Here is a 26,798-nt window from a genome sequence, read left to right as displayed (position 1 = left end):
ACTTCTGACCGTCCCTGGGAGCTGATAAAATCCAGAGGAACACCTGCTAGTCGAATACCTCAAGCACGCAAAATCATGACCGCTGCTTTAGCGGAAGGATGCAACCGCCTGGCGGAACGGTTCGAGAGGAAGCCGAGCTGGCAACAGCGGTGATAGCGAGGCCGAGCATGAAGACCATTTTCGAGACCTGTCAACCACGCGACGAAGTCCTGCGGGGGACACTTCGGGAGCAGCAATTCGCTGCCTCTCTGACCAAGGTGCTCCGGGGCAGTGCTGACCACGTTTACGGCGACCCCCGCACTTTCTTTGCGAACACCTACCCGACCAGCGGCTTGAAATCTCTCCTAGCCGAAGGTCTCGGCAGGCTCAGCGGCGTCAGCCCCACCAGTGCTGCCGTGATCCGCTTAGAGACAAGCTTCGGGGGCGGCAAAACCCACAACCTGATCGGGCTGTACCACTTGGCTCGGGGCGGTGTTGATCCGAAATGGGTGGACAATTTCGTCGCCGAAAGGCTCCTGCCTAGACCAGGGACCGTGAAGATCGCCGGCGTCGTCGGGCCGGATTTAGACGTAGCCGATGGCGTCGATCACGGGGATGTCCGCACCTTTACGCTTTGGGGCGAGCTAGCTTACCAGCTTGGCGGCAAGCCGGGGTACGAGCTGGTCCGCAAAAGCGATGAACAACGTGTTGCCCCCGGCACCCAGGTGTGGGAGAAGCTCATCGGCGATCAGCCCGCCTTGCTCATGATCGACGAGATCGCCTACTACCTGCGTGTGGCCCGCGGTGCGAAATACCAAGCGGGAGAGTCCCATTTGGCCGAGCAAACGGTGGCTTTTCTGATGTCCCTGATCAAGTTCGCCTCGGAAAGCCAGCGCACCGTCTTCGTCTACACGCTGGCCGACTCAGCCGATGCCTTCGGAAAAGAGTCCGACGACCTGCGAGCGGAACTGGCCGAGGCCCGCAGCGTCTCAGCACGCCAGGAGCACGTCCTCACCCCCTCGGCGGAGAACGAAATCAGCGCCATCGTCACGCACCGACTCTTTGCACGGGTGGACCGCCGCGCTGCCGAGGACGCAGCCAAACAATATGCCGACTTCTACGTCCGACAGATCGACAAAGGGGTGAACTTGCCCCAGCGGGCAGTCCGCGCCGAGTACCAAGCCGAAATGGTCCAGGACTACCCCTTCCACCCCGAACTGTTGACCACCCTCAATCGCAAGACCTCCACGATTCCCAACTTCCAGCGTACACGCGGGGTGCTGCGTCTCCTGGCGCAAACGGTCCGCAAATTGTGGGAGCAAAAACCCGCCGACTGCTACCTGATCTGTCCTCACCATCTGGATTTGGCGGATGATCAGGTGGCCAACGATTTGACCAGCCGCCTCGACCGCCCGCAATACAAACAGGTCATCGAGGCCGACATCGCCAGCCCTCGACAGGGGACGCTGGCCCATGCCCAGGAGATCGACCGCGAGTGGATCGAAGCCGGAAAGCCACCTTACGCCCGCCGCCTGGCCGCCACCGTCTTCCTGCATAGCCTCGTGCAAACGGGACAAAGCGGCGTCGACCCCGCCGATCTGAACCTGGCCGTGCTCCAACCCGGCGATGACCCTGGCCTGATCGAAAAAGCCATCCAGCGCCTGGCCGACCGCTGCTGGTTCTTCGACTACGATGGCCATCGCTATCGCTTCAAAACGGAACCGGCTCTCCGCAAAATCGTGGACGATGAAATGGGATTGGTCGGCAAAATCACGGCCAAGTCCATGCTGGATGAACGGATCCGAAAGATCTGGAAAAAGGGCATCTTCACGCCGGTGTTCTTCCCCCCTGAAGCTGCCGACGTCGATGACGACGCCCAGGCTCCCAAACTCGTGGTGATCCACTACGACGCCGCCCAGGTGTCCTCCCCCCACGCTGCCACCCCCCCGCCACTCGTGCTCAAAATCTTCGAACGCAAAGGAAGCCAGGAGGAGTACCGCACCTACAAAAACAATCTCGTCTTCCTCGTAGCCGATGCGGACCAGGTCGAGCGCATGGTCGAAGTGGCCCAGCGCTACCTCGCCCTTCAGAGAATCCTCCACGACTTCGACCGGATGCGCGACTTCACCAAAGAGCAAAAGGACAAACTCAAGAAAATGGCCGAAGCGGCCGAATTGGACCTGCGCGTGGCCATCACCAAAGCCTACCGCCACCTCTACTACCCCTCGGCGGACGCCCCCAAGCGCGCGGGAAACCTCGCCCACTACCTCCTGCAAGCCGAGGAACAAGGGGAAGTCGAACGGGACCAAAGCGAAGTCGTCTTGCGAGCGCTCAAAATGCTGGAAAAGGTGCTGACTGCCGATGACCAGCCGCTCAACGCCGCATACGTCCAGGCCAAAGCCTGGCCCCCCAATGCGGCCTCCCTCTCGACGGAAGAGCTGCGCCGCGCCTTCGCCCAACGCCTGGGACTGAAAATGCTCCTCGACATCAACCAGCTCAAACGTACCATCCGCGACGGCATCCGCCAAGGGGTGTGGGTGTACTACCCCCCGGATGAAGGCGTCGGCTATGGCCCCCCCTCCCCCGCTCCCTTAATCGAGATCAGCGACTCTGCCATCCTCTACAAACCGGAAGAAGCCCAGCGGGTCGGCATCAAGATCAAGGGAGATGAACCCATCACAGAACCCTGCCCGCTCTGCGGCCAGTCCACCTGTATCTGCGATCAGCAAGACCATGGCCGCACAGAGCAGGTCTTCCGCGCCGAAGGAACCCCGGCCCAGGCCTTCCAAAAACTCGCGGACCTGTGCGAGGATCAGAAGGTCCGCTCCTTGCGCCGCCTGGCCATCTGCATCGAAGGCCTGGGCAAAGACCCCGCCCGCGATGCCCGCGCCCTCGGCCTGGCCATCCCCCAAATGGGTAAAGCTAACTTCCACCTCGATCAGCGCCTCGTGCTGGAGTTCGGCAGCGACGGCGAAAAGTTCTTCCTCGAATTTGCCGGCTCCTGGGCACGTTACCAACGCATCAAAACCCTCACGGATGCCCTCAGCCAGGAAGCCACCAAAGCCAACGTTCGATTGCTGGTGAAAGCCGACTTCGACGGCGGCCTGGACGTTGCCAGCGACCAGTTCCATACCATCCGTGAGGTTCTCACCAACCTCGGTATCGGACGCATCCTGGTGGAAGCCGAACCCCTGCAAGCGGAGTCGAACCATGGCCGACCCACCGTTTGAATTGCGCGTGGTCACCGGCGACAACCGCGATTACGGCTTGGCCCTGTTCCAACGCCCCCCCTCGGGCCGCCGCTGTCCCTCCGAAAACGGAACCTGGCGCCTCGTGGCCCAGATTTCCGGCACCCCCCTGCAATCGGTCATGGACCAAGTGCTGGCCACAATCAAACAAGCGGGCTACCGCCCCGCCGACCTCTGCCACAGCCGACGCGCCCCCTTCGCCCTCAACGAAAAACTCGGCGTTCGCCTGGGACTGCTCTTCCTCGCCGTCAAACCCCTCCGCAAAGTCACACGCATGCTCGAAATCTCCGAACACGTCCAGGCCATGACCGAAGAGGAAGCCTACTACTGGTTCAGCAAGATCGCCGCCTCCCAGGCCGCTCGCCGCGCCCAAAAAGCCCTCCGCATCCTCCTGGCACGGGAATGAACCAGCACGCTCCGAAACCATCCCCCTCGCCGTACCCTGCATCCCTCCACCATGCCGCCGCTGCACAGGACTCGTGGAACTCCACAACGGACTCTGAGAAAGGCAGGTGACACCATGACGCCCCCGCGTGTCCTCATCGAACAATGGCTGCCTATCGCCGAGATCGGCGCCGAGTGCCTGCGCGAGCGCGGGGCGTCCTCAGCCTTGCCGCCCTTGTACTTCCTCCACGTCTGGTGGGCGCGGCGGCCCTTGACCGTCTGCCGAGCGGCCATCCTCGCCAGCCTCCTGCCCGCCTATCCCCTCTCCCTGTCTTCTCCGGTCCCCGCTTCTGCCTCGTCTGGAGTGAGAGACACGGAGACAGGGAGACACGCAGACACAAAGACAGACTGGCCGGAACGCTTCCGCCAACTCTTCCCTACCTTCGACGCTTACAAAGCCTGGTTCCTGAAGCTCATCGGCATCCACGGCGACCCGGTCGCCAGCCGCAGACTCCTGGAATGGGCGGCGCGCACCGGGAATAGAATCCCTAACCCCTACACCTATCCGCGGGCCTTTACCATCAATCCCACCGAGGACCAATTGCAAACGCTTTATGAGCTTCTGGAGTGGACCTGGGGCACACGGGAGATAACGTTCTGCGATCCGATGGCCGGCGGCGGCTCCATCCCCTTCGAGGCCCTGCGTTTCGGCCTGACCGTTCATGCCAATGAACTCAATCCCGTGGCCAGTGTCATCCTCAAGGCAACGCTCGATTACCCGGCCCGCTTCGGACCATCGCTGGTGGCAGACCTTCGCAAATATGGGACGCTTTGGGTCCAAGGGGTTCAGAAAAAACTTCGCCCCTTCTACAGTGACATACCTGGCAATGCGATCGGCGCCTGTTACCTCTGGGCGCGAACGGTACCCTGCCCCGTGACGGGCAAGCCGGTGCCGCTGTCCCCCAACTGGTGGCTGCGCAAGGGGAGCGACCCCGTAGCCGTCAAGCTGATCGCCGATCCACGTGAAGCCCGCTGCCGCTTCGAGATCGTCCGGGGGCGTGCCGCCTGTGAGCAAGCCAAGCCGGATCAGGGAACCATCCGGCGGGGCACCGCGATCAGTCCCTGGACCGGCGAGGCCATCGACGGCGACTATATCAAGGCCGAAGCTCAAGCCGGACGCATGGGCCAGCAGCTTTACGCCGTGGGAATCAAAACCCCTGGCGATTTCAGCTTCCGCCTGCCGACGCCGGAGGATGAAGCGGCCTACGAACGGGCCGTCCAGGAACTCGAACAGCGCCGCCCCCACTGGGAAGCCGCCGGCTTGGTCCCCACGGAACCGTATCCCAATCCCGCCACGGACATGCGGCCCATCCATTACGGCATGCCCACCTGGGCCGACTTCTTTTCCCCGCGGCAACTGCTCGCCCACCTGGTCATCCTCGAAGAGCTGCAAACGGTCGCGCAACAGGTCCAGCGCGAGCTAACCAGGGAGCGGGCAGCGGCAGTGCTGACACTGCTGGGCCTGGCAGCCGACAAGTGTGCGGGCTACAACTCGCGCTTAGTCAGGTGGGACGGTACAAGGGATAAGATTGCGAACACTTTCGAACGTCACGACTTCTCCTTCAAATGGAGTCACGGTGAGTTCGACGCTTCGCGCAACCTTTTACCTTGGGCATTGGATCAGGTGATCGATGCGTATGAGGGGATTGCGAAGCTGGTTTATCCAGTGCAAGAGAGTCTGCTGGGTAAGGTGGAGCCGCCGGTCCACCGCCTGCGCTGCACGCGGGGCAATGCCCAGTCGCTCGCCGATCTTCCCGATGGCTCGGTGCACCTCATCTGCGTCGATCCGCCCTATTACGCCAACGTGCAGTATGCCGAGCTGAGCGACTTTTTCTATGTGTGGATGAAGCGCTCGCTGGGCCAAGTGCATCCGGAGCTGTTGGGCGATTTCGAGGTGGTGCCCAAGGACGAGGAGGCGGTGGCCAACCCGGCCCGCTTCGCTTTTTCCAAGAAAAAAGAGGAACTGGCCCGGCAGGACTACGAGAACAAGATGATGGCCTGTTTCCGGGAGATGCACCGGGTGCTGGCCGACGATGGCGTGCTAACCGTGATGTTCACGCACAAGGAGGTGGCGGCCTGGGACACGCTGGGCACGGCGTTGATCCAGGCGGGCTTTCGGATCGATGCTTCCTGGCCGGTGCACACCGAAAGCGAGCACAGCCTGCACCAGGCCAAGAAGAACGCGGCGGCCAGCACGATCCTCTTGGTGTGCCGCAAGCGGGCCAAGAGGAGCGAGCCGGCTTGGTGGGACGACCTCAAGGGTGCGGTGCGGCAACGGGCACGGGAAAAGGCCGAGGAGTTCGAGAAAGCCGGCATCCGCGGGGTGGATTTGTACATCAGCACGTTCGGCCCGGTGCTGGCGATCATCTCCGAGAATTGGCCGGTGCTGACCAGCCAGACCGATCCCAAGACTGGCCAACCGCTGCCGCTCAAACCGGGCGAGGCGCTGGACCTGGCCCGGCAGGAGGTCGTGAATCTCCGCAAGCAGGGACTGCTCTTGGGGCGTTCGGTGCAGTTCGACCCGGTAACCGATTGGTACTTGATGGCGTGGGATGCCTTCCGGGCGCAGGAGTTTCCGGCCGACGAGGCCCGCAAGCTGGCGTTGGCGTTGGGCCTGGACCTGGAGCGCGACATCGTGCGGGACAAGCGCCTGGTGGCCAAGAAGGGGGCCAACGTCGTGATGAACCTGCCTGGCCAGCGGCGGAAACGGGGGATGGTGGACCCGGACGCCGAGACTTTTTCCCATCTCATCGACGTGGTGCACACCGTGATGCTGGTGTACGACGAGGACGGTTCGCTGGCCTGCCAGCGGTTTGTCGAGCAGCGGGGATTGCGGAGCGACAGCCGGGTCAAGGCGCTGGTGCAGGCGTTGCTGGGGGCCATTCCGGCCACGCGGGACAAGCAGGGGAAGTTTCTCCGCCCGGAAATGGCCACGCTCGACGCCCTGCGTCTGCTCTTCTGGGACGACCTGCCGGCCCCCAAGGAGGAGGAACCGCCGCCGGTCGTTCAGCAAGGGGAACTGTTTCCTGCCGACGAGGAGGAGCAACTGGAAGAGAACGAGGATGAGGAGGGTGAATAGGCAAGGAGACAGGGAGACAAGGAGACAAGGAGATAAGGGGAGGGGGAAGGGGTGGCAAAAAAGATCCTGTCGCCCCGCCCATTGGCGGTTTATCAGAAAGCGGCCGATCTGGGGATGCAGATCTTCAAATTGTCCAAGAACTTCCCGAAGGAGGAGACGTACTCGCTCCCGGACCAGATTCGGCGTTCGTCGAGGTCTGTCTGTGCGAACCTGGCCGAGGCGGGGCGCAAGCGACGATATGAAGGCGCTTTCGGGAGCAAATGGTCGGACGCCGAGGCCGAAGCGGCAGAAACTCAGGGCTGGCTGGAATTCGCAGTCAGTGTGCCCATGGGACGCGCGACCAGGCGGCCCCTCTTTACGACGGTGACGATGAAGTATTGCCTATGCTCGTGGCCATGATCAACACAGCGGACCATTGGATCCTCGGCTGAAATTGCCCCCCTCTCCCCCTGTCTCCTTGTCTCCCCCTCTCCCTCACAAGCCAGCCCAAGCGACCACGTCCTAGGACCGAGGGCCGGAGAAGGTATAATGCCGGGAGAAGGGAGGAAGTACCATGATGACCCTGGAGCAGTTGGTACAAAAAATTCAAAAGTTATCGCCAGAAGCCCGGCAAAAAGTGGAGGCCCTGGTGGAGGAATTGGCCCAACAGGAGGCCAAGAAGCCGCCACGCCAGGATTTTTACGGTTCACTGCGGGATTTGAATTTGCCCGATTTGTCCCTCGAAGATTTCCTACAAGCCCGGCGTGAGATGTGGGCCAATTTCCCCAAGGAGTTTCCAGAAGGGAACGAGTAGCTATGCCCTCGCTTCTGTTGGATACGCATGCCGTCGTGTGGTATGCCCAGCCGTCGCCACGGTTGTCTGCCAAGGCACGGCATGCGATTCAGCAGGCAATCCAGAGCGGTGATCCGGTTCAGATTTCTGCCGTATCCCTGGTGGAGATTACCTATCTCGCGGAAAAGCGACGTTTGAGCGCGGATACCTTCGACCGCGTGGTGGCCATCGTCCAGCAACCTTACAGCGGGTTAGAAGTTGTCGCATTTGATTTAGCTATGGCGGATTGCCTCAGGCAGATTTCTGTCCGTAGGGTCCCGGACATGCCGGATCGCATGATTGCAGCAACCGCTTTGTATTGGAACATTCCGCTGGTGACAGCCGATCGGCAACTCCACAGCTTACCCAACCTCAGCTGCATTTGGTGAAGATTCCTGCTGCGGACCTGGCCATGCCCACGCTGCGCGAACTCAGCCTGAAGATCGCCTATGGGCCGCACGACGACCCGCTGCGGAACTTTTTCATTCCGGCGCTGGCAGCGAGCATTCGCTACGACCGTGCCGCGGGGTTTTTCTCCAGCACCATGCTAGCCGTGGCGGCGGCGGGAGTGTCCCAGTTGATTCGCAATGGCGGCAAGATGCGGCTGTTGTGCGGGGCGGACCTATCGGAAGAAGATGTCGAGGCCATCCGCGCCGGTCATGCGACGCTGGAAAAGCGGCTGGAACAGCGGCTGATGGACCGCTGGAGCCTGCCGGAAAGCGAGTATGTCCACAACCGCTTGCAAGCGCTGGCCTGGCTTGTCGGCACGGGACAACTGGAGATCAAGGTGGTACTGCCGACCGACAAGCACGGCCGGCCGCTGCCAGCGAGCCGAGCCGAGGGCTACTACCATCCGAAGGAAGGGCTGTTTACGGATGCCGCCGGGAATCAGGTGGGGTTTTCCGGGAGCATCAACGAGACGGCGACGGCCCTGGAGGAAAACTACGAGTCGTTCGTGGTCTTCAATTCGTGGGAGACAGCCGCCTATGTCAACAATATCCGGGTCAAGTTCGAGAAGCTTTGGCAGGGGAAAGAGCAAGGCTGGGTAGCGCTGCCGGTTCCCGAAGCGGTGCGGCAGCACTTGTTGAAGCTGCGGCCCTCCTCCGCCCCAACCCATGAGTTCGGGGTGGAGCCGCAAGAGACATCACCGAAGAAGCCGGCCGGTCCGTCCAGGGACGCCGAGCAGCGAGAGCGAATCATCTTCCAGTTCCTGCGCGACGTGCCGCATTTGCCGAATGCCACCCGCCTGGGGAGGGCGACGTGTACCGTGCGGGTCTGGCCTCACCAGCGCCGCGTGGCTGACACTATTGTCCAGCGGTTCCCGGAGCGCTTCCTGCTGTGCGACGAGGTGGGATTGGGCAAGACCATCGAGGCGGGACTGGCGCTCCGTCAGTTGATCATCTCAGGCAAGGCCCGGCGCGTCTTGATCCTGGTGCCCAAGAGCGTGCTGTTCCAATGGCAACAGGAGCTGTACGAGAAGTTTTGCCTCCGAGTGCCGCGGTACGATGGCCGCACGTTTTTCGATGCCAGCGGTCGAGAGTGGCCCCGGAGCGGCGTCGACAATCCCTGGAATGCTCATCCGGTGATCCTCGCTTCCAGCCATCTGGCCAAGCGGCGCGACCGCCAGCAGGAGCTTCTGGACGCGGAGGATTGGGACCTGGTCGTCATCGATGAGGCGCACCATGCCCGGCGGAAGGATTTTCAGAATCGGGAGCAATTCCGTCCCAACCGGCTGTTGGAGCTGCTGCGAGGACCGGAGGATCGACCGGGGTTAGGGGACAAGACGCGTGGTCTGCTCTTGCTGACCGCCACGCCGATGCAGATCCACCCGCTGGAAGTGTTCGATCTGCTGAAGCTCCTGGGGATGGGGGGACGTTGGGGAGTGGAGGACAACTTCCTCCGTTATTTCGAGGAACTCAGGCGGCCCTGGGACGAGATCGACTGGCCGTTTGTGCTGTCCATGCTCGCCGATTATTTCGGCACCGGGGGCGAGTGGGACCCACAATTTTGCCGGGCGGCGGAAGAGCAGCTTGGACCGGTGACGTGGGACCAACTGCGCCGGCTCCCCCAATCACCGAACGCGGCGGCGATCATTCGGCAACTGGACGCGAAAGCCCAGGGCGCGCTTCGCGAGCTTGCCGCGCGCCACACGCCGCTGCGGCGGTATGTCTTCCGCAATACCCGGCCCCTGCTGCGGGAATACCACCGCCGCGGCTGGCTCCAGGACAGAATCCCCTTCCGCGAGCCGAAGTCGGAATGGATCGAAATGCGGCCGGACGAGTGGGCACTTTACCAACGGATCGAGGAATACATCCGGGATCACTACAAGAAGTACGAAGCCGAGCGAAAGGGTTTGGGCTTCCTCATGACGGTATACCGGCGCCGCCTCACGAGCAGCTTCTACGCCATCCAGCGCAGCTTGGAGCGCCGCCTGGCCTTCCTCAAAGGCGAAACCCCGGCGGCCTGGCTGACGGAGGAAGACCTCGACCAAGAGGACCTGGAAGAGGACGTGTCGGAACTTTTGCCAGCCGAGGAGGAACACAAAGCCGCCAGCGAAATCCGAGCGCTGTTCCAGGGCGAGATCGAATACATCGAGAGTTTCCTAGCGCACCTCCAGGCTTTGGGCACGGACAGCAAGTTTGAACAACTTGCCAAAGACCTCCGCCACATCCTCCAGCATCGCGATTCAGTGATCATCTTCACACAATACACGGACACAATGGACTATCTCCGCGAAAAACTCCGGCAAGTTTATGGGGGCCAAGTGGCTTGCTACAGTGGTCGCGGCGGCGAACGCTGGAACGGCACCGCGTGGGTCGAAACGACCAAGGAGCACATCAAGAACGCCTTTCGCGAAAAACGTGAGATCAAGATCCTGCTATGTACGGAGTCGGCCTCGGAGGGTTTGAATCTGCAAACCTGCGGCGTGCTCATCAACTACGAGATGCCGTGGAACCCGATGCGGGTCGAGCAACGGATTGGCCGCATCGACCGCATCGGCCAGGTGTACGACCGCGTCTGGATTCGCAACTACTTCTATGACCGAACCGTCGAAGCGATGGTTTATCAGCGCCTCGATGACCGGATCGCTTCTTTCGAAAGTGTCGTGGGAGAACTCCAGCCAATTCTGAGCCAGGTTGCTCAGGTCATCGAAGCCGCAGCCATGGCCAGTTCCGAAGAGCGCAGCGAGTTGATTGCCCGTAAGGTGGAAGAAATCAACTGCCGAGTCCGTTCGCAGGAACCTTCCGCGTTCGATCTGGATAAGTACGTGGTGGAACAAATGGACCTCGAAGCGGAAGAACCGCCCCCCGTCACACTCCCCGAACTGGAGCGCACGCTCGTCGAATCCACGGCTTTTGGCCGCCGCTTCCGACCCCATCCGACGATTGACGGAGCATACCAATTCGACTGGCACGGCTCCTGGCAGGATATTACCTTCCATCCCGACCTTTTCGACACCTACCCCAACACGCTCAGGCTGATGACTTACGGCAGCGGCCTCCTGGAGGACGTCCTCGCAGCCGTCGATCCACCCGACGGCAGTATGCTTTGTGGCGAGATCGTCCGATATTCTCTGGAATCACCTAGACAGATTGTATGTTACTACTCTCTACAAGACGGCCAGATCATCCCGTCTCTTACGAAATTGATGTCAATCATTGGTAATAGCGTTTTGACCGAACTAACAGACGAGCGAAAGGAGCGGCTTGCTGACACATTCCGCAGCCTTGTCCAGTCCCTTTGCGCTCAGGAGGAACAAACGGAACAGACGCGACACAAAACCCGCTTAGCATCACTGACCGAGGAAATTCGCCAGTTACTCCGGGAAGCTGTCTACGTCGAGCTGGTCTTGGCCGTCTATCACGGCATCATGAATGAGGGCTTCGTTCCGAATTTCTCCGAAAAAGCCTATCAGCAGCTCAAACGTCGGGGCATTCCTTTTCCAGGTGCCCTAAGCGTAGTCGGGACAGATTTGCCACGCCCCCGTCCTGACGATCCCTTGTACTTGCGCCTGCAAGAATTCTCCAAGGAGGCCCTCCATCGGAGATTTAAAGGCATCTCCTCGAGAATAACACGCCGTCTCCACCAACTCAGAAGCTTGCAGGGTCAATTGGCTGCGATGACCAAGACAAACGCGACGGCCGCATCACCGCTGGCCTTCGTCTGCCTCGCCACTCAAACTTCCATTCAAACCTCAACATCGAAGGGCCAATAATGGAGAGGGTGGCATTTTGTCAATGCTGTATCATGCCTGTCTGAAGAAGTTCACCGCCCCAACTTGCGTTGCTGCTGACAATTTGAGCAGACATTTCGAACCACTGCTAGTCCGACTATTGAAAACGGCTTGCATTCAGACGATAGGCGGTAAAATCGAGTAGACTCATAGCTTTATCCGACTCCAGAGTTGCAAAGATTTCAGTTGTAAAATTAAAGATTCATTGACATTTTATGGTTTTGCTCGTGCTTGAGGGAGAATCATCTATGCCAATCACTCACGCCAAACGACGTGCCTTGCTGGCAGAATTTGATCAACTCGCTAAGAAGTGGGATGGAAATGACCGTGACCTGATCGCCGCCACCACCCAGTGGGTCGCAGGGCTACGGCTCGAGTTCGGCTTTGAATGCAATCTCGCTCGTGACATCTTCTTCCTCGGCGACAAGCTCCGAAAGGCCGGTCCGACCAACGAGGTTGCGGAGCTTGCACGGGGTGGGCTCGCTTTCGTCTATCAGAACAACTGCGGAAAGCCTAATTGTACAAACTCTCTTGGTCTCCTTGAGGATGCCTTCTTCGTTGCCGGTTATGCCGCCCACCTCGTTCGAGAAAAACTTAGGGAACCGGCCCGTTACTCTCCCCCTCAACTCAGCGGCGAAGAGAAGGCCAAGGCAGAGGAGCTGTTTGTCGAACTCCTCGACCGATCGGCCGACGAGGACGACTGCCTGCCAGCAAAGGCCCAGGCGGCCCTGGGGCAGTTGGGCCAGTTGCTGGAGTCGGGACTGTTTCGTCGTCTCCGGGTGAACGTGCAATTCCTCGCCGAAGTATTGCGTGACTCCGGCCGCCCGGATGACCACCGCCAGATTGCCCGGGCCGCCCTTCACTACGTCAGCCTGGACAACGACGTGATCCCGGATCAACTGGGGCTGATTGGGTTCCTCGATGATTACTTCGTCGCCGATCTGGCGGTCAGTCTCATCGAGAAAAACTGTCCCCCTTGGCTCGACCTGATCGATGCTACCGTGGCTGCCTGGCCGTTTCTCAACATGGTGGTTTTCGAGGACGGCCGAGGCGGGGCTCCGCTTTCCGAATTCCTGCTGGTGAACACGGCTCTCACATGTCCCGCCGTGCGCGGGGATAGCCAGCAGACAATTACCTACCTTATCTTGCCACGGACTGGGCCATTACCGTTGCTACTCGGCTTTCTTGCATCCCTCAGTGGGCTGTGGAAGGCCAGGACGGAGAGTGGCTGCCATCTTCCCTTTCAACCTGGGCAGAGGGTGCGGGTTGATGGCACGGCAATTCGCACGTTCGTCGGCTGCAGATCTGACAACGGGAGAACCCTGTTTGGTCTTGAGAGGGTACGCAGGGAAAAAGATCAACAACTTCGCTCCATCGAGTGGCTACCCATCGATCAAATCCATCGACTCGTCCCTGAGAATAGTCAACGAGATACTCGAGGTCGCATTTCACCACAAAGCGATTATGGGAATCAACCGTTGCAAGCTCTTGACTATCTTTTCCTCTCCGCCGAGCCGGTGACCATCCCGACAGACGTGCCACAAATCGTCGTCTCCTCCCCGCTCAAGACGTGCAAGGAGACGGCCGAGGCTGTTTCCCTGTTCGGCCAGAGGTTGATCGACGCGGTGCCGATGGGATATCTCACGCCGGGCGGTGAGATCTGCCCGTGGTCCTCACGCTTCGGCATTAGTCGGCCCACCGTGCTGGTCATCCCGGACCTGGATCGGGCCTGCGAGTACGTCGAAGGGGAGGGCGAACAGGTCGCCCTCACTATTGTTGATGCAACGGGGCAGAATGCTCGACGAGCTGCGTCTCTTGTTCGACTTGGTAGCATCGGGGCTCGCGTGTTGGTATTGACGTCCCAAGCCGATGCGGACGAGTCCCTCATCGAGGAAACCGATTCCACGATTTGGGAGTGGACGAAGGAAGACATCGACTCCTTGTGCATCGAGACGGCCCGCTCCGGCACGAGTGATCAGGCCGGCCCGGTCCGACGCTACGAAACGGAAGTGGTCCGGGCGTTGTCCGCGGCCGTTGATGTCGAGCAGGTCGACGCCGGCAGCGACACTGAGGCGTTTGAGGCGGTGTGCGGACTTGAAAAGCTTGTCAAGGTCCGGGGCGAAGAAGTTCCTCCCGAACTCGAAAACGCCTTGGACCTGTCGTTCAACGTTCTGACCCGGCTCCTCCGGTGCCCGTTCCGGCTCGCCGACCACCCGCGTCTATTCGCCGATCTCGCAGGCAAGCTCGACTCGATCGCCGGGACAATGGCCGCGAAGGCCTCCCTGACGGCCCAGGAGGTTCAGGCTGTTGACCTAGCCGAGGGTCGGCTGAGAGCGTTGTGGCAACTGCTCCAGCGGAACAACCCGAAAGCCGACGCTCTGAGCCGGATGAGGCCTACATCGGGGTCGCTCCTGGTCCTTTGTGGCGACGCGGATCTGCTCGAACGGGTTGACGACGTGACGGTCTGCCCGGTCACAACGACCCTGGACCTGATTCCGTGCGACCCGAATACCACCTACGTGATCTCGGGCTGGTTCGGCCGGGGGACCATGACCCGCCTGCTCCGCCCGCCTTTCGCGAGCCTGCTCCGGCTGATCCTGTACGAGATCGAGGTCGGATGGTACCGGGCCTTCATCCGGAGGGTCCAGCGGAACGCGGCAGCCCGGCGAACACGGGCCTGCCGGTCGCGTCTGTTCCCGGGAATCACTGGTTGGGCGGAGGCGAGGGGCGAGCCGGCCGATGGCGAGTCGCCGGGTCCGGAGCCGGCTGGCGGTGATCCGTTCGACAAGGTTGAGATCCGTTTAGTGGACCGCCGCCGAGGACGGCTCACCGCCCTCGCCCGGCCCTCGTCGGAGGAGGCGGCGGTTGAAGCACGACTTGTTCTTTTCAACAGTGGACATGCATTCCTGACTAAGGATTATCAGGCCAAGGTTGCTACGCATTTGCTTGATCCCTCCGCCGACCCGGAAGAGGCTGAACTCCAGCTTGTGCCGGGGTGGGAACTGCGACCTGGAGATGCCCTCCTCTTCTATTATAGTTCCGACCGCGATGTGATTCGCGTTGAAGCCGACAAATCGCTTCCTCCTTCTGAGCGGGAGCATGCACGGTTATGGCGTTTGGCACTCCTGCGATATCAGCAACGATGTAAATTGTCCTTCAAGGCTCTCTGCGATCAACTCCGCGAACATGGCTGTCGAGTGAGCGAACAAACTATTCGGAACTGGTTGCAAGAAGAAGTCATTGCACCTATGCATTGCGAGCAAAGCATTCAAGCGATACAATACATGACAAATGACCCAGAATTGACTAAGCACTATGATCGGTGTCTCGATGCCATCCATGCTGTGCGTAGCGCTCACATTAGGGCAGGCCGGAGTTTAGCACGCCGCGTCCTCAACTTATCCGTTGAGGAACTCAGATCTTCCAGAGGAGGATTGGTGGATTTGGGAGACGGAATCGTAATGGTCCGAGTCACCAGCATTGACGAGTCTACAGTCCGTATTAGGGCCACAGCCGCAAATCGGCTCATTAAAGAATAAATCTGTTTTTGGATTAATTCTTTTATTGTTATATAGTGATGGTTGAGGAAAGATATATGGGTCAAAATCTCCGAGATCAACGAACCAAGTTCCGCGACGAGTTGATCCAACTCATCCGGAGGGAACTGATTGGGCCTGAGATTCCGTACGATGAGCTGTTCGAAGGGAAGCCTCCGCCCACGGAAGTCCTCCTCATTTCTCCCCTCCAGCGTTACGTTGCAGGTGTTCTTTTTCCCCTTAGTCAATCGATTCATGAGGTCGAAGACTTCGATAACATCAAAGAAGAAAATATAACTCTAGCCACCGAGTTGACCTCTCTCCCAACGGAACGGACTGAGATTCGCGACGTTACCCCAGACGAGGAATTGCTAAGTGAAGCTTATGACGAAACCGTCCGCTTGGCCAACGAATCCTTCCCTTCGGCTATTGGCCTAACCTTCATCGCCGCAGTCCCAGAGAAGGGATTGGTCATTCGCCCCCGTGCAGCCGTGTATGAGTCTAGGTCCTCACCAGAGCCAAGCTTATCTTCGGCAGAACCCAACTCATCCAGCGAATCGAAGTCGAAGCGTCGTGAGTGGTGGCATCGCATCCAACTCGACCTCAAGCCAGTTCCCTTACGCGTTGACCCAGAACGGGAAAGTGGCATGGCCGAGGTCGAAGTTCAAGAACACCTAAAGGTCCGCTACCTTTACCACCGGCAGGCAGACGGCACGTGGTTGATCACGGTGACCCTGTTCAACACGAGGCAGTCTTCTCCCCATTCCCAACGATTGTCTTCCCAGTGTTTTTTTCAGGTGGGCTTTGAGGTACGAAGTCCAGACGACAATTTTGTGTTCCGTGAGTATCGCTCAGGCTTGCGTGCGATCCGTGATCCTCGAAGTGAAGAGGCCCGATTAGAGCTGCTATATCGGAATCGCAAAGCCTTCGCTGTAGGACACGGCTGTGCGACCGACTGGGGGGAAGAGCGAGATGGCCGGACAAATTGGGTCGCCACATCGATCATCCCCGCCTTTAAGGTGGCTCCGATCGAACCTCGGATCGAGGGTGGCGATGAGCTATGTATGTATTTCCTCTCAGGTAAGGATGGTAGTGTCACGCCAGAAGAAATCCTCACAGCCCTAGAACGCCTTCCTACCGAATATGAGAGATGGATATTAGAACGCGAGGCCGAAGTACCCGGTCTTCCCGAACACCTTCGTGAGGCAGCTCGGGTCAACATCCAGGATTGCCGGACATGTCTAGAACGAATCCGCGCTGGGATTGCATTGCTTCGCACGGATTCGATGCTCCTAGAAGCCTTCATGCTAGCGAACCGGGCGATGCTCATGCAGCAGTACCACTCGCGTCGGCCCTGCCGTGGAGTGAACCAGCCGTGGGAGGACTTACCCAAGAGCTACGAACCGACCGAGCCAAATACAGGTCGATGGCGGGCATTCCAGATAGCGTTCATTCTGCTCAATCTCCGCTCGCTTGTTCCCGGCTCGGATGGCAAAGATCATCCTGACCGTCAAGTGGTAGACCTCATCTGGTTCCCGACGGGGGGCGGAAAGACGGAAGCCTACCTTGGTCTATCGGCATGCGACATCTTCTATCGTCGCCTTCGCAACCCAGACGATGCCGGCTGCACCGTGCTTATGCGGTACACCCTGCGTCTGCTGACGGCCCAGCAGTTCCAGCGGGCAGCGACCCTCATTTGTGCCTGCGAATTGATCCGTCGGGAAAGCCCAAGCCAACTCGGCGAGAAGCCAATTTCCATCGGCCTCTGGGTCGGGGAGTCGCTCACACCGATCTACCGGCGGGACGCCGTTCGGGTCTTGAATCGCTTGGCCTCCGATGACCAGCACATCGAGAATCCTTTCTTACTGTTGAGGTGCCCCTGGTGCGGGACGGAGTTGGATAACAGGAGGCGGCTCGGATATGTGGCTCACGGTAATCCTAGGACGGTCATCTTCGTTTGCCCGGCGCAGCCGTGCCCATTCTCAAGCCGGGACAAACGCCTGCCAGTCCTCGTGATCGATGAGGACATTTACGACCAGCCCCCAACTCTGCTGATCGGCACCGTCGACAAGTTTGCGATGCTCGCTTGGCGGGAAGGGGCACGTAGCATCTTCGGCCTTGGAAAGGAAAACTACAATCCGCCCGATCTGATCATCCAGGACGAACTGCACCTCATCTCTGGCCCCCTTGGTTCTGTCGTCGGGCTCTATGAAGGAGTGATCGATCTGCTCTGCTCGTGGAGAGGCCGCCCTCCCAAGATCATTGCCTCAACGGCCACAATCCGCCGCGCTAGCCAGCAGTGTCTCGCATTGTACAACCGGCCCATCTTCCAATTCCCTCCTCAGGGAACGGATATTTCCGACTGCTTCTTCGCTCAGGAGAATCATTCGGTTCCAGGTCGCATTTATGTGGGAGTATTTGCGAATGCAGCCACATCGTTCCTGGAAGCCATGGTCCGCGCACTCAGTGCCCTCTTTCAGGGATGTCGGACAATCAACCTACCTGAGGGTGCCAGTGAGGACGTGCGAGACCCCTATTGGACTATAGTCCAGTACTTCAATAACCTCCGAGAGTTAGGGCAAGCAGCTACACTCGTCGAGACTGACATACCAGACTACATCAATGCCATTGCCAATCGCGATAAGATTCCTAAGGAGTTGCGCCGTCTCCTAGGTCCCCCCGTCGAACTGACCAGCCGCCTATCGGCAAACGAGATCCCTCAGATTTTGGAACAATTGAATGTTACCTACCCTCCGGGATCTGCAGGCCACAGCGTTCCTCCGCCCGATACGGTTCCGCTCGATGCGGTTCTGGCTACGAACATAATCTCGGTCGGCGTGGACGTCAATCGCTTGGGACTCATCGTCATCGTGGGGCAACCGATGACCACGTCCGAGTATATCCAGGTTAGCAGCCGGATTGGGCGGTCCGATAAGGTCCCCGGCCTTGTGGTCACCATGTACAATCCAGGTAGACCACGGGATCGATCGCACTACGAGCACTTCCGAAGTTATCACGCCGCATTTTACAAATACGTTGAACCCACGAGCGTTACACCCTATTCACTTCCGGTTCAGGAGCGAGTCTTGCACGCCTTGCTCGTCATCGTCGCTCGTCATCTCGGCGGTTTGCAAAACCCTAATCAGATCGACCCAAGGGCACAAATGTTCGTTGATTTGATCTCTCGATTGCAAGAGCGGTGCAACCAAGCAGACCCAGACCATGCAGAGGTGTTGCAACAGAACCTGCAACGCTTGTTAGACCACTGGTACGCCATCCGCCCGTCGCAATGGGGGAGGTTAGGGCAACCGCCGGAAGAACGGCCGCTAATGTATCCGACGGGAATTGAACCGCGACCTGAGTGGAGGGAGAGTGCTTGGGCGACTATGACTTCCATGAGGAACGTCGATATCGAGTGCCAACTTCAAGTGGTGTGTTGTTATCCAGATCCAGATTCATGTGGTGATTCCCATGACTCGTAAAATAATTCGTCAATCTCAAGCGATCGCTCCTTTTGGCATCGGTGCTTTGGTCGAATTCCCAGGTGAAACCCTCATGCCAGCGGGGCTAGACTTTTGGTGCGATAAGCCACGCTGTGAAATCCGGGACGAACGGATGGCAAGGTGGCTTGGTGTTCAATATTTTCGGTCGCCACCACCGCCTCCTAGTGAGGGTCGGCAAGGAGCCTTCCTCCGTGTGGTACGTTTTCCGCTCTGGCACTACTGCCCTCGGTGCCGGACGATGAAAAAAGCCGAGTGGAATGACCCACACCCACCACGGTGTGATAGCCCCTGGACCCCTCACGAGGACACTGCGGCAAAGAGGGAAACGAGCAAGAAATGGACTCCCTGCCGTGATTTACCTGAAAGGAAACGACGGCGAATGATCCCGGTCCGGTTCGTCGTCGCGTGCGAACGAGGCCACCTCGACGACTTTCCTTGGGTCGAGTGGGCGCATAGTCGTCCGGGACAACGCTTGAGTGAAGTGAAGCCTTGCAGCCAACCCTTGCTTCGCTTTCTGTCGATAGGAGGGGCGGGCTTCGTGGGATTAGTCGTTCGATGTGAAAGCGAAGAGTGTATAGCCAAATATCAAGCATGTGAAGAAGACAAAGAAAGTAATGAACATGAAGAACATAAAACCCAAGAAGAAAATAAAAACGGGAATGAAGAAAGTAAAACCCAGAAAAAACTACCGGCTCGTTCGCTTCTTGGTCTGTCCAAACCAAAAGCCCTTGAAGATATACTTCAATGCACTGGAAATCGCCCTTGGCTAGGACCAAAGGGACGAGAAAAAGGGGCTTGTCCCTATCCACCACGATTTCTTGAGCGGTTGGCCAGTAATCTTTACTTCCCAAAAATCGCAAGTTCCATCCTAATTCCCCCCTTCTCGGATCCCATTCGTAGGATCATTGACGACTCCCACAACTGGTGTTTTCTAACTTCCGGTCTAACTGAGGGCGGTGAACCGGACGACATTCGGCTTCGCCACTTCGCGGAACTAAATCGGCTGGACTTAAATCGACTTCGGAAAGTGGTCCGCCAGAAGCTCAGGGGGGAAGGTCTGTCCACCACCCACGAGCCGGTCGAAAGGTACCGGCACTCAGAGTACCGGGCCTTGCTTGAGGCCCAAACTCGGCCCGACGAGGAATTCGTAACGCGCCACCCGAATATGACCGACTACGAGGCGGACACCCGATCGTTCTTCGATAAAATTGTCCTTGTCGAGAAGCTAGCTGAGACAAGGGTATTGATCGGATTCTCCCGCATCAATTCACCCCTTTCACCAGATTTTGAACGGGATAATCTTTGTCCACTCAGCCGCAAGCCGCAACAATGGCTCCCCGGCGTGAGAGTATACGGCGAAGGTATCTTTCTGAAGTTGAATGAAAGGGCTGTCCAAGAGTGGTTCCAAAACATTGACCAACGCTACAATAGTATCCGCCAAAACTTGAAGCACACTTACGACAAACTGAACCGCACCCCGCGACCGCTTTCACCCCGATTCTTCTTGCTCCACACGCTCGCCCACGTCTTGATCCGTCGTCTGACTTATGAATGCGGCTATGGCACTGCCTCCCTCCGAGAGCGGTTATACTGCTCCGAAGACTCTAAACATCCAATGTCTGGTCTTCTGATATACACCGCAGCGGGTGATTCTAAAGGTACGATGGGTGGTCTGGTCGAGCAGGGAAAGCCCGGCCGCTTGGAACCGCTTTTGATGAGAGCTTTGGAAGATAGTCTGTGGTGTTCTGCAGATCCGCTTTGCGTAGAAAGCCATGGACAAGGAATTGACTCTCTCAACCTAGCAGCATGCCATGCCTGTTGCCTCCTACCAGAAACCTGTTGTGAGGAGGGCAACCGCCTGTTGGATCGTGTCGCCTTAGTAGGGAGACCTGAGAATCGACGGCTTGGTTACTTTTCCCGAATCATCAACCAAATACTTTGATGCATTTCGCGATGCCATGCACTATTGAAAAAACCAGCGGTCAAATAGCGGCGGCGACGGCAAACGACCAAGGGACATAGACTGCCAAAGCGAGCATCGCCGGCGGGCCGAGCAAATGGAGAGTGGGGAAAAGGGGAAAACAACGCCAATAACGCCAAGGGTGGAGCGGCAATAGAGCCGGATCGCTCGCGAGCACTCGCATCCACCATCGAGTCAGGGCGCTGATCGATCTTCGCCGTCCTTCGCCATCGGCAGGAGAGTCGTCGGGATCGGACATCATGTCGGCCCTGCGCAAGTCATTCCATAGTATGGCCTCTCCCCTTGGATTATGATCATTTCTCGTAGACGGGACAAGCTGCTCGCGAGCTGGGATCGTTCACGTGATCGAGCAGGTCCAAGTTCAAACCTCAACCGCTGCTCAGCGACGATCGGCTGTCCAACATGGCCTGACACACTGACAACAACGCGACAACGACCCGGAGTCAAGCACGCAATGACTTAGGACCGGGCAGGATCGACCCTTGCGGAAACACACCCAGGATGCGGCACTCGCCCTGGGGATTGCCCCGCGCTGGCAGCAACCCAACCCCAGCTCAAACATTCGCCTTTGCATTTGACCGTAACAGAACGGCTTGACGATTTTCCCTTGATTCTGACATGCTAGCTGAAAAAATGGAAGTAACATGGGATGGCAGCAAATCCCTACCAGGGGTTTGTCCCTCCATCGCACCGGAAGGCGGAGAACACCCTTTGCTGGAGAGACTGCGATGGCCTTCTACCTTGTTTACTCCCTGCTGGAAGAGGCAAATGGCGAAGTGAAAAACCTCCGAGACAGGTTGGAGTCGATCTCGGTAATTCCTGGCCGGATTCCGGGCTTCGAGTCCCTCGGCAGGGGATACTTCCGCAAGCGCTTAGGAAGCTATCGTTTATTGGCCCGCCTGCTGACAATCCCCATTCAAAATGGCTCCTACCCCGTCGTTGTCTTTGTGGACTATCTGCACCGCGGGGACCGGCTCTATGCAGATGCCCCGGCGGAAGAGATGCGGGCACGTTACGAGCCGCGGATCGAGCAAGAGTTGCCGGACATCCAAAAGTATGTGGCAAAGTATGTGGACAGCCAACGGTCAACATCTCCCCTCCGTCCACTCCTTCCCCCTCCTTCCTCTCTGGTGTTTCTCTTGGACCGGATCGATCCGCCGGAGTTAGACACGACCATCTACGAGTCCGAATGTTGGGTGTCCAGCCAGCGGAAGTTGGAGACATACACAGAGCGTGCCGAGATTTATCAACTGCTCAAGAAGATTGCTGGAGAGAAAGCTGAACCGGGATATGATCACCAATCACAGAATGTCTGCCAAGTCCACTACTACCGCCTGAATGATCCTGAGCATCCGCTGCAGCACATTTTTTTACTCGGAATCCTATCTGACAGGTGGCCCCAGGACGACCTTAACGAGATGCAGCGCCAGATCGAAGTCTCCCGAAGAATGTTCGAGCAACAGGTGATTGCGTCCCTTCACGAGAGACGCGGAAACCGCAAGCAGTTTGTGGATAGTGTCAGCCGCTTGTCCAGTCGCGCTTACCCCAGCTATCTGCTCGCCGATGAGGAACTCTGGCAGAGCGTCCGTGACCAGCCGGAGACCTTTCTAGCGCTTTCGACGGAAGAAATCAACGTCTTAAGTGATATGAGGGAAGGACGCTGCCTCCCCTGTGTCATCGAAGGGCGAGCGGGCAGCGGCAAATCCACTCTGCTCATTTACCACACGGCGGATCGCCTCAGCCGCAGCAGGAGTGACTCATCCGGCACTCGCTACCGCCTGTTGTTCGTCACGCAAAGCAAATCGCTGGTGGAAAAGTCCCAGGAACTCATCGAAAAACTGAAGGAACGTTTTGACAATGAATACGGCCAGCAGCAACCGCTACTCCAGGCCGAGTTCAAGACCTTCCATGCTTTTGCCCTGGAACAACTGCCCGAAGAGCGCAAGGGACGCTTTCAAGATCGAAGTCTCCAGGGGGGGTGGATCAACTTCAATCGCTTTTGCGACCTTTTGCGGGGCCAGGGAGAGCATGGTTTCCGGGATGACTATCGGAATCGCGCCAATGCGGAAGCCGTCTGGTTTACCCTCCGCAGCTACATTAAGGGGTTCAACATTCATGCTCTCGACGATGACCGCTGGATGAGTCTCGATGAATATAGGGAAGACGTCCCGCGCAAAGATCGCCAAGTCTCGGAGGAGTTATATGAGAACGTCTGGAAGAGAGTTTGGCCGTGGTATAAGCGACTGACGATTCCATGTCCAGAAAATGACGGCCTGCCTCCTTACTGGGATGACCTGGACCTAGCCTGGGAAGTCCTCCGCCATCGTAAGTCGGATGCGCCGGATTATGCCGTTATCGTTTGCGACGAAGTGCAGGACCTCACCCGTGTCGAACTAGCCGCCTTGTTGCAGGCTTTGACCTGGGGTCGCTACGATCTATCCGCTCTTCGTCCCTTCCGCTTGCCGATTGTCATGGCTGGCGATGCGCATCAAACCGTCAACCCCGCTTGTTTCCGCTGGGCGCGGGTGCGGACCGACATCGCCAAGGCCCTGGCCCAACAAGTTCAGGCTTCTCAGGATGAGGCTGCACCCCTTCTCGACGTGCAGCCATTAGAATTGAAATATAATTATCGTAATGCCCATGCGATTGCCCTGCTCTGCAATGCTATTCAGCAACTGCGCCAAACCACCTTGGGGCATCGCACCGTCTTACAGAAACCCTGGAGGGAAGCAGATACCGAGCCGAACCAGCGCATCCGTCGCTTGCTGCTACAAAGAAAGGAAGACGCCAAATGGTTCGAAGATCTCAAGTCGGTTTGGCTCGTCGCTCCGGAACCCACTGATCCAGAGATCAAGTCCGCTCGAGAGTTTTGGGACGCTTTGGGAGTACATCTCACCAGAAAGTTGGAAAACTGTGACACCCCGATGACCATCAAAGGATTGGAGCAGCCGTTCGTAGCCTTGATCGGCTTCGGCACTCGGTTCGCCCAACTGCTTCCCAGGCCGGAACTCTTCTGGTCCTGGCAAGGCGCTGCGGACGATCCGAACGTCGCCGAAAACGATCGGTTTGCGATCGAGTATTTCCTGAATCGCCTCTACGTCGCGGCGAGCCGCGCCCAAGAACAACTGTGGATCATCGAAACCGAGGAGGGATGGAAAGCATTCTGGGAACCTTTCGAACAATGGCTCAAACAACAATATCAAAATGAAGATGCTGACAAACATTCTATCTTTGGGTTCCATTACAGTAACGGCGACTTGAATGAACTGCTTCAGGTTGATAAGAAGAGTTGGCCGGAGTTGGCCAAGCAATCGGAACAATTGGCCCACCAACAGCGCGATGCCAACCATGCTGAACGGGCTGCCTTTTACTATGGGCGCATGGGCGAGAACCGGAAATCCGCCGAGATGCGAGCCTATCAGGAGTACTACCAGGGGAATATCCGCGAGGCAGCCCGGCGGATGGCGGAGGTGGGTAAGGGCGAAGAAGCCGGCAAGTGGTATTGGGAAGCCGCCGCTTGGGATGAATTGGTCCGAGCTGGTGTTCAGCGTTGGCAGCGTTCAATCGCTCAACGCATGCACCGGGCTCCCGAAACACGGGGAAGAGAGTGGGTTGATTCTCTATTGAGAATCCTCGAAAACCCACCGGCGTCTGAAGAACTGATTAACGCCCGCCGAGTCGGAGGGCAAAACTGGAGTACCTGGCAACGGATCCTGTTGGAGTTGTTGAGCGAGGCCGTTCGACTGCCCCAAACGGAAAAAGACTTGAAAATTCAAGTGGAAGAATGCCTGTCGACACATGACCGCCGATTCTATGGGGCGCAGCATTTCCGCGACTGGCAGCGACAACGGGCCCAATTGGCATTCCAATTAGAAATGTGGAAGGAAGCCGTCGAACGCTGGGAAGCCATTAACGATACTAAAAGCAAGGAGTACTATCTGGCGAAAGCACGGAGCACCGATTACCCCGAATCGCTGCAATGGTGGGAAAGCGCCAACGAATGGACAAAGATTCTCCAACTGTGGAATGCTGATGCCCAAAAAGATCGTTTGGACCGCAAAGACCTCCAGCGAGTGCTTCGAGCCTATCGAGAAACCCGTCAGTGGAATGACGCTTTCAAAATCGCTGTTGTCATGGACAAAGATGTCGATGACAAAGACATAGCAGTAGAAACCTGGAGGGCGATCTGCTCTCACGGTCAGTGCTCTGAAGATGACCTTATCCGTATTATCGACGCAGCTTTTGATGCTCTTACTCAACGGCATGATAAGAAGGACCTTCCCCGCTGCTGGACAGCGACACTTTACACCCTGCTGCGCGCGACAGTCGGGAAGGACTCGAACTCTCAAAAGAACGATGAGGAGCCTGTTAGAATGCAGGCACGGGCCTTGGTCTATGGTGTCCGCCATGCCATCGATCACCGAGGGATTACCAGCCGCTTGGAAAGTGCCTGGAACAAAGGACCGAAGGAACCTGCTTGGACATCTGAGAGCAAGTTGCTCAAGCAGATAGTCCAACATTGCCGCTCTCTTGTGGAAAGAGAATGGCAACAGAGACGATTCGAGGAGGCGGCCCGTTTGGCCTACTTGGTCCTGCACCTGCTCTGGAATTTCATCCCACGCTCACAAGATCGCTCGCCAGGTGACGATGTACCCCGTGATCAGACTGAGTGGCGGCCGTATCTGCAAACCTCGGAGAAAGTCGCCTCGGTCAATTACCTCGCTGAAATCGAGGAGGGATTCCACGAGCTAGTCTATCAGGCTCTGGAATGCGTAGGAGCTGGTCCCCCCGATTGGATTCGGCAAGCGGACCCCCGTGGAGATGCCATCTCCTCGCGCGATCATTCCGCCGCTGCGAAAGCGGAAGAGGACCGCGACTTAGATACTCCCGGCACAATTCTGAACCGTCTGCTGAAGATCGTGGATTCGCTGTCATACGACCTCCTGAAAAACCTGCAGGACACACGCAAGGTGGCTCAGCGTCCAGACGACATTGCTCCGATGCGTTGGTGGCTAACTGTGGGGCGATTCATTGAACAGGCCCCCTTCCGCCGCCGTGCTCTCGATTTCTACCGCGAACTGCAGGATTTGGCCCAAGAGTATCACTGGGACCGGAAAGACCAACAGAAGATTACCGAGAGGCTTCAGGACTACGAGAGGCGCTACGAAGCCTGGCGGCGTCATCGGAGCGAGCCGAGTTCTCGGCCTACCGTGGTGGAGCCTGGTCAGTCCAAGGATTCGGATATCTTGATCGTCTATTGCCGATCCGATCGTAATGGTGCTGTCATCCAGCTCAAGCCGGATTTGGACCAAATCCGATTTTCGCCGCCCAACACAGGGGATCAAGAGCCGGAGATCCGCTTCCCCGATGGCCTGGGGAACATCCGCAGGTCCTCGGACTCCAAACAGGAGATCATCTGGAGTTTCCCCTGGCATGGTAGGACCGTGGCTCTTCAGTGGAACGGCCAAAGCCGGGAGTTGCTGATTCTGGCCGATCGCAGCTTTGTGGTTTCCTTCCGCCGGTGACAAGTCAAGGACACGAACCCTAGGAATTTTTCCCGCAGGATTGACACCGGCTGGAGCAGCTTGCGGCTTGACTCGCGGCGACCCTCGCCAATTGCCTTCGAGTGACATACCGTTGGTATACATGGGACACTCTCCTCGCTTGTTCACGTTTTGATGTTTCAAGACCCCAGAGTTATGACGATTGTCAGGGTGTCTCCTGGACCTGACTATTCTGCGCGGCGGAGGGCGTGCCCGCGGAGTTTCCCCGGCTCCATCCCTCCACAAAAGCCGACTCTCCTTTATCAATCGACCACTTATTGGAACGACATGAACCGCTGCATCTCTAATTTTATGACAACTGTGTGTCATCCAGAACCAGCCGCTGGAAGGCGGGACGGTCAATCGGCGGCAGTGATGGCGGCTCTCGAAGCGGGAATGCCGCTCCGGCTTCTCCCGTCGAGGCCACGATTTCTGGGGAT

At 58.1% G+C, this 26,798-nt stretch carries 12 protein-coding genes; 11 read left to right on the top strand and 1 reads right to left on the bottom strand.

The features are described 5' to 3' along the window. Positions 1-167 precede the first annotated feature (167 nt). From H0921_RS00060 to drmB, 10 genes are all read left to right on the top strand, one after another. On the top strand, positions 168-3,209 hold the full coding sequence (locus tag H0921_RS00060; RefSeq protein ID WP_194535999.1) for an ATP-binding protein: 3,042 nt from the start codon (positions 168-170) through the stop codon (positions 3,207-3,209). Further along, entirely contained in the window at positions 3,190-3,633 is a 444-nt protein-coding gene (locus H0921_RS00055; RefSeq protein WP_194535998.1) for a DUF7680 family protein, read from the top strand. The genes H0921_RS00060 and H0921_RS00055 overlap by 20 nt, the downstream gene beginning before the upstream one ends. Positions 3,634-3,747: 114 nt before the next feature. Beyond that, a complete protein-coding gene (locus H0921_RS00050) occupies positions 3,748-6,750 on the top strand; it encodes a DUF1156 domain-containing protein (protein ID WP_194535997.1) in 3,003 nt (1,000 codons plus the stop codon). A 51-nt stretch (positions 6,751-6,801) separates the two neighbouring features. Continuing rightward, a complete protein-coding gene (locus H0921_RS00045) occupies positions 6,802-7,149 on the top strand; it encodes a four helix bundle protein (RefSeq protein ID WP_315851808.1) in 348 nt (115 codons plus the stop codon). A 154-nt stretch (positions 7,150-7,303) separates the two neighbouring features. After that, positions 7,304-7,543 (top strand): hypothetical protein, encoded by a 240-nt coding sequence (locus H0921_RS00040; RefSeq protein ID WP_194535996.1) that lies wholly within the window; start codon positions 7,304-7,306, stop codon positions 7,541-7,543. A 2-nt stretch (positions 7,544-7,545) separates the two neighbouring features. After that, positions 7,546-7,950: a type II toxin-antitoxin system VapC family toxin gene (locus H0921_RS00035; protein WP_194535995.1), complete on the top strand. Its 405-nt coding sequence runs from the start codon at positions 7,546-7,548 to the stop codon at positions 7,948-7,950. Between the two features lie 23 nt (positions 7,951-7,973). Next, on the top strand, positions 7,974-11,777 hold the full coding sequence (locus H0921_RS00030) for a DEAD/DEAH box helicase (RefSeq protein ID WP_194535994.1): 3,804 nt from the start codon (positions 7,974-7,976) through the stop codon (positions 11,775-11,777). Positions 11,778-12,043: 266 nt separating this feature from the next. Then, a complete protein-coding gene (locus tag H0921_RS00025; RefSeq protein ID WP_194535993.1) occupies positions 12,044-15,334 on the top strand; it encodes a DrmE family protein in 3,291 nt (1,096 codons plus the stop codon). A 56-nt stretch (positions 15,335-15,390) separates the two neighbouring features. After that, on the top strand, positions 15,391-18,813 hold the full coding sequence (locus tag H0921_RS00020) for a helicase-related protein (RefSeq protein WP_194535992.1): 3,423 nt from the start codon (positions 15,391-15,393) through the stop codon (positions 18,811-18,813). A 559-nt stretch (positions 18,814-19,372) separates the two neighbouring features. Continuing rightward, positions 19,373-20,776: a DUF1998 domain-containing protein gene (drmB, locus tag H0921_RS00015; RefSeq protein ID WP_194535991.1), complete on the top strand. Its 1,404-nt coding sequence runs from the start codon at positions 19,373-19,375 to the stop codon at positions 20,774-20,776. Between the two features lie 40 nt (positions 20,777-20,816). On the opposite strand, the gene H0921_RS00010 is transcribed toward drmB, so the two are convergent. Next, on the bottom strand, positions 20,817-21,056 hold the full coding sequence (locus H0921_RS00010; RefSeq protein WP_194535990.1) for a hypothetical protein: 240 nt from the start codon (positions 21,054-21,056) through the stop codon (positions 20,817-20,819). 487 nt (positions 21,057-21,543) lie between these two features. On the opposite strand from H0921_RS00010, the gene H0921_RS00005 reads away from it, so the two are divergent. Beyond that, positions 21,544-26,340, top strand: a complete 4,797-nt coding sequence (locus H0921_RS00005; protein ID WP_194535989.1) for a UvrD-helicase domain-containing protein — start codon at positions 21,544-21,546, stop codon at positions 26,338-26,340. Positions 26,341-26,798 lie beyond the last annotated feature (458 nt).

Origin of the sequence: Thermogemmata fonticola, from assembly GCF_013694095.1 — a bacterium.
GTDB classification, from domain to species: domain Bacteria; phylum Planctomycetota; class Planctomycetia; order Gemmatales; family Gemmataceae; genus Thermogemmata; species Thermogemmata fonticola.
This window is presented reverse-complemented; position numbering and strand designations above follow the sequence as displayed.

Coding starts and splice junctions, on each gene's coding strand:
- H0921_RS00060 (WP_194535999.1), top strand. CDS start 168: ATGAAGACCATTTTCGAGACCTGTCAACCACGCGACGAAGTCCTGCGG.
- H0921_RS00055 (WP_194535998.1), top strand. CDS start 3,190: ATGGCCGACCCACCGTTTGAATTGCGCGTGGTCACCGGCGACAACCGC.
- H0921_RS00050 (WP_194535997.1), top strand. CDS start 3,748: ATGACGCCCCCGCGTGTCCTCATCGAACAATGGCTGCCTATCGCCGAG.
- H0921_RS00040 (WP_194535996.1), top strand. CDS start 7,304: ATGATGACCCTGGAGCAGTTGGTACAAAAAATTCAAAAGTTATCGCCA.
- H0921_RS00035 (WP_194535995.1), top strand. CDS start 7,546: ATGCCCTCGCTTCTGTTGGATACGCATGCCGTCGTGTGGTATGCCCAG.
- H0921_RS00030 (WP_194535994.1), top strand. CDS start 7,974: ATGCCCACGCTGCGCGAACTCAGCCTGAAGATCGCCTATGGGCCGCAC.
- H0921_RS00025 (WP_194535993.1), top strand. CDS start 12,044: ATGCCAATCACTCACGCCAAACGACGTGCCTTGCTGGCAGAATTTGAT.
- H0921_RS00020 (WP_194535992.1), top strand. CDS start 15,391: ATGGGTCAAAATCTCCGAGATCAACGAACCAAGTTCCGCGACGAGTTG.
- H0921_RS00010 (WP_194535990.1), bottom strand. CDS start 21,056: ATGATGTCCGATCCCGACGACTCTCCTGCCGATGGCGAAGGACGGCGA.
- H0921_RS00005 (WP_194535989.1), top strand. CDS start 21,544: ATGGCCTTCTACCTTGTTTACTCCCTGCTGGAAGAGGCAAATGGCGAA.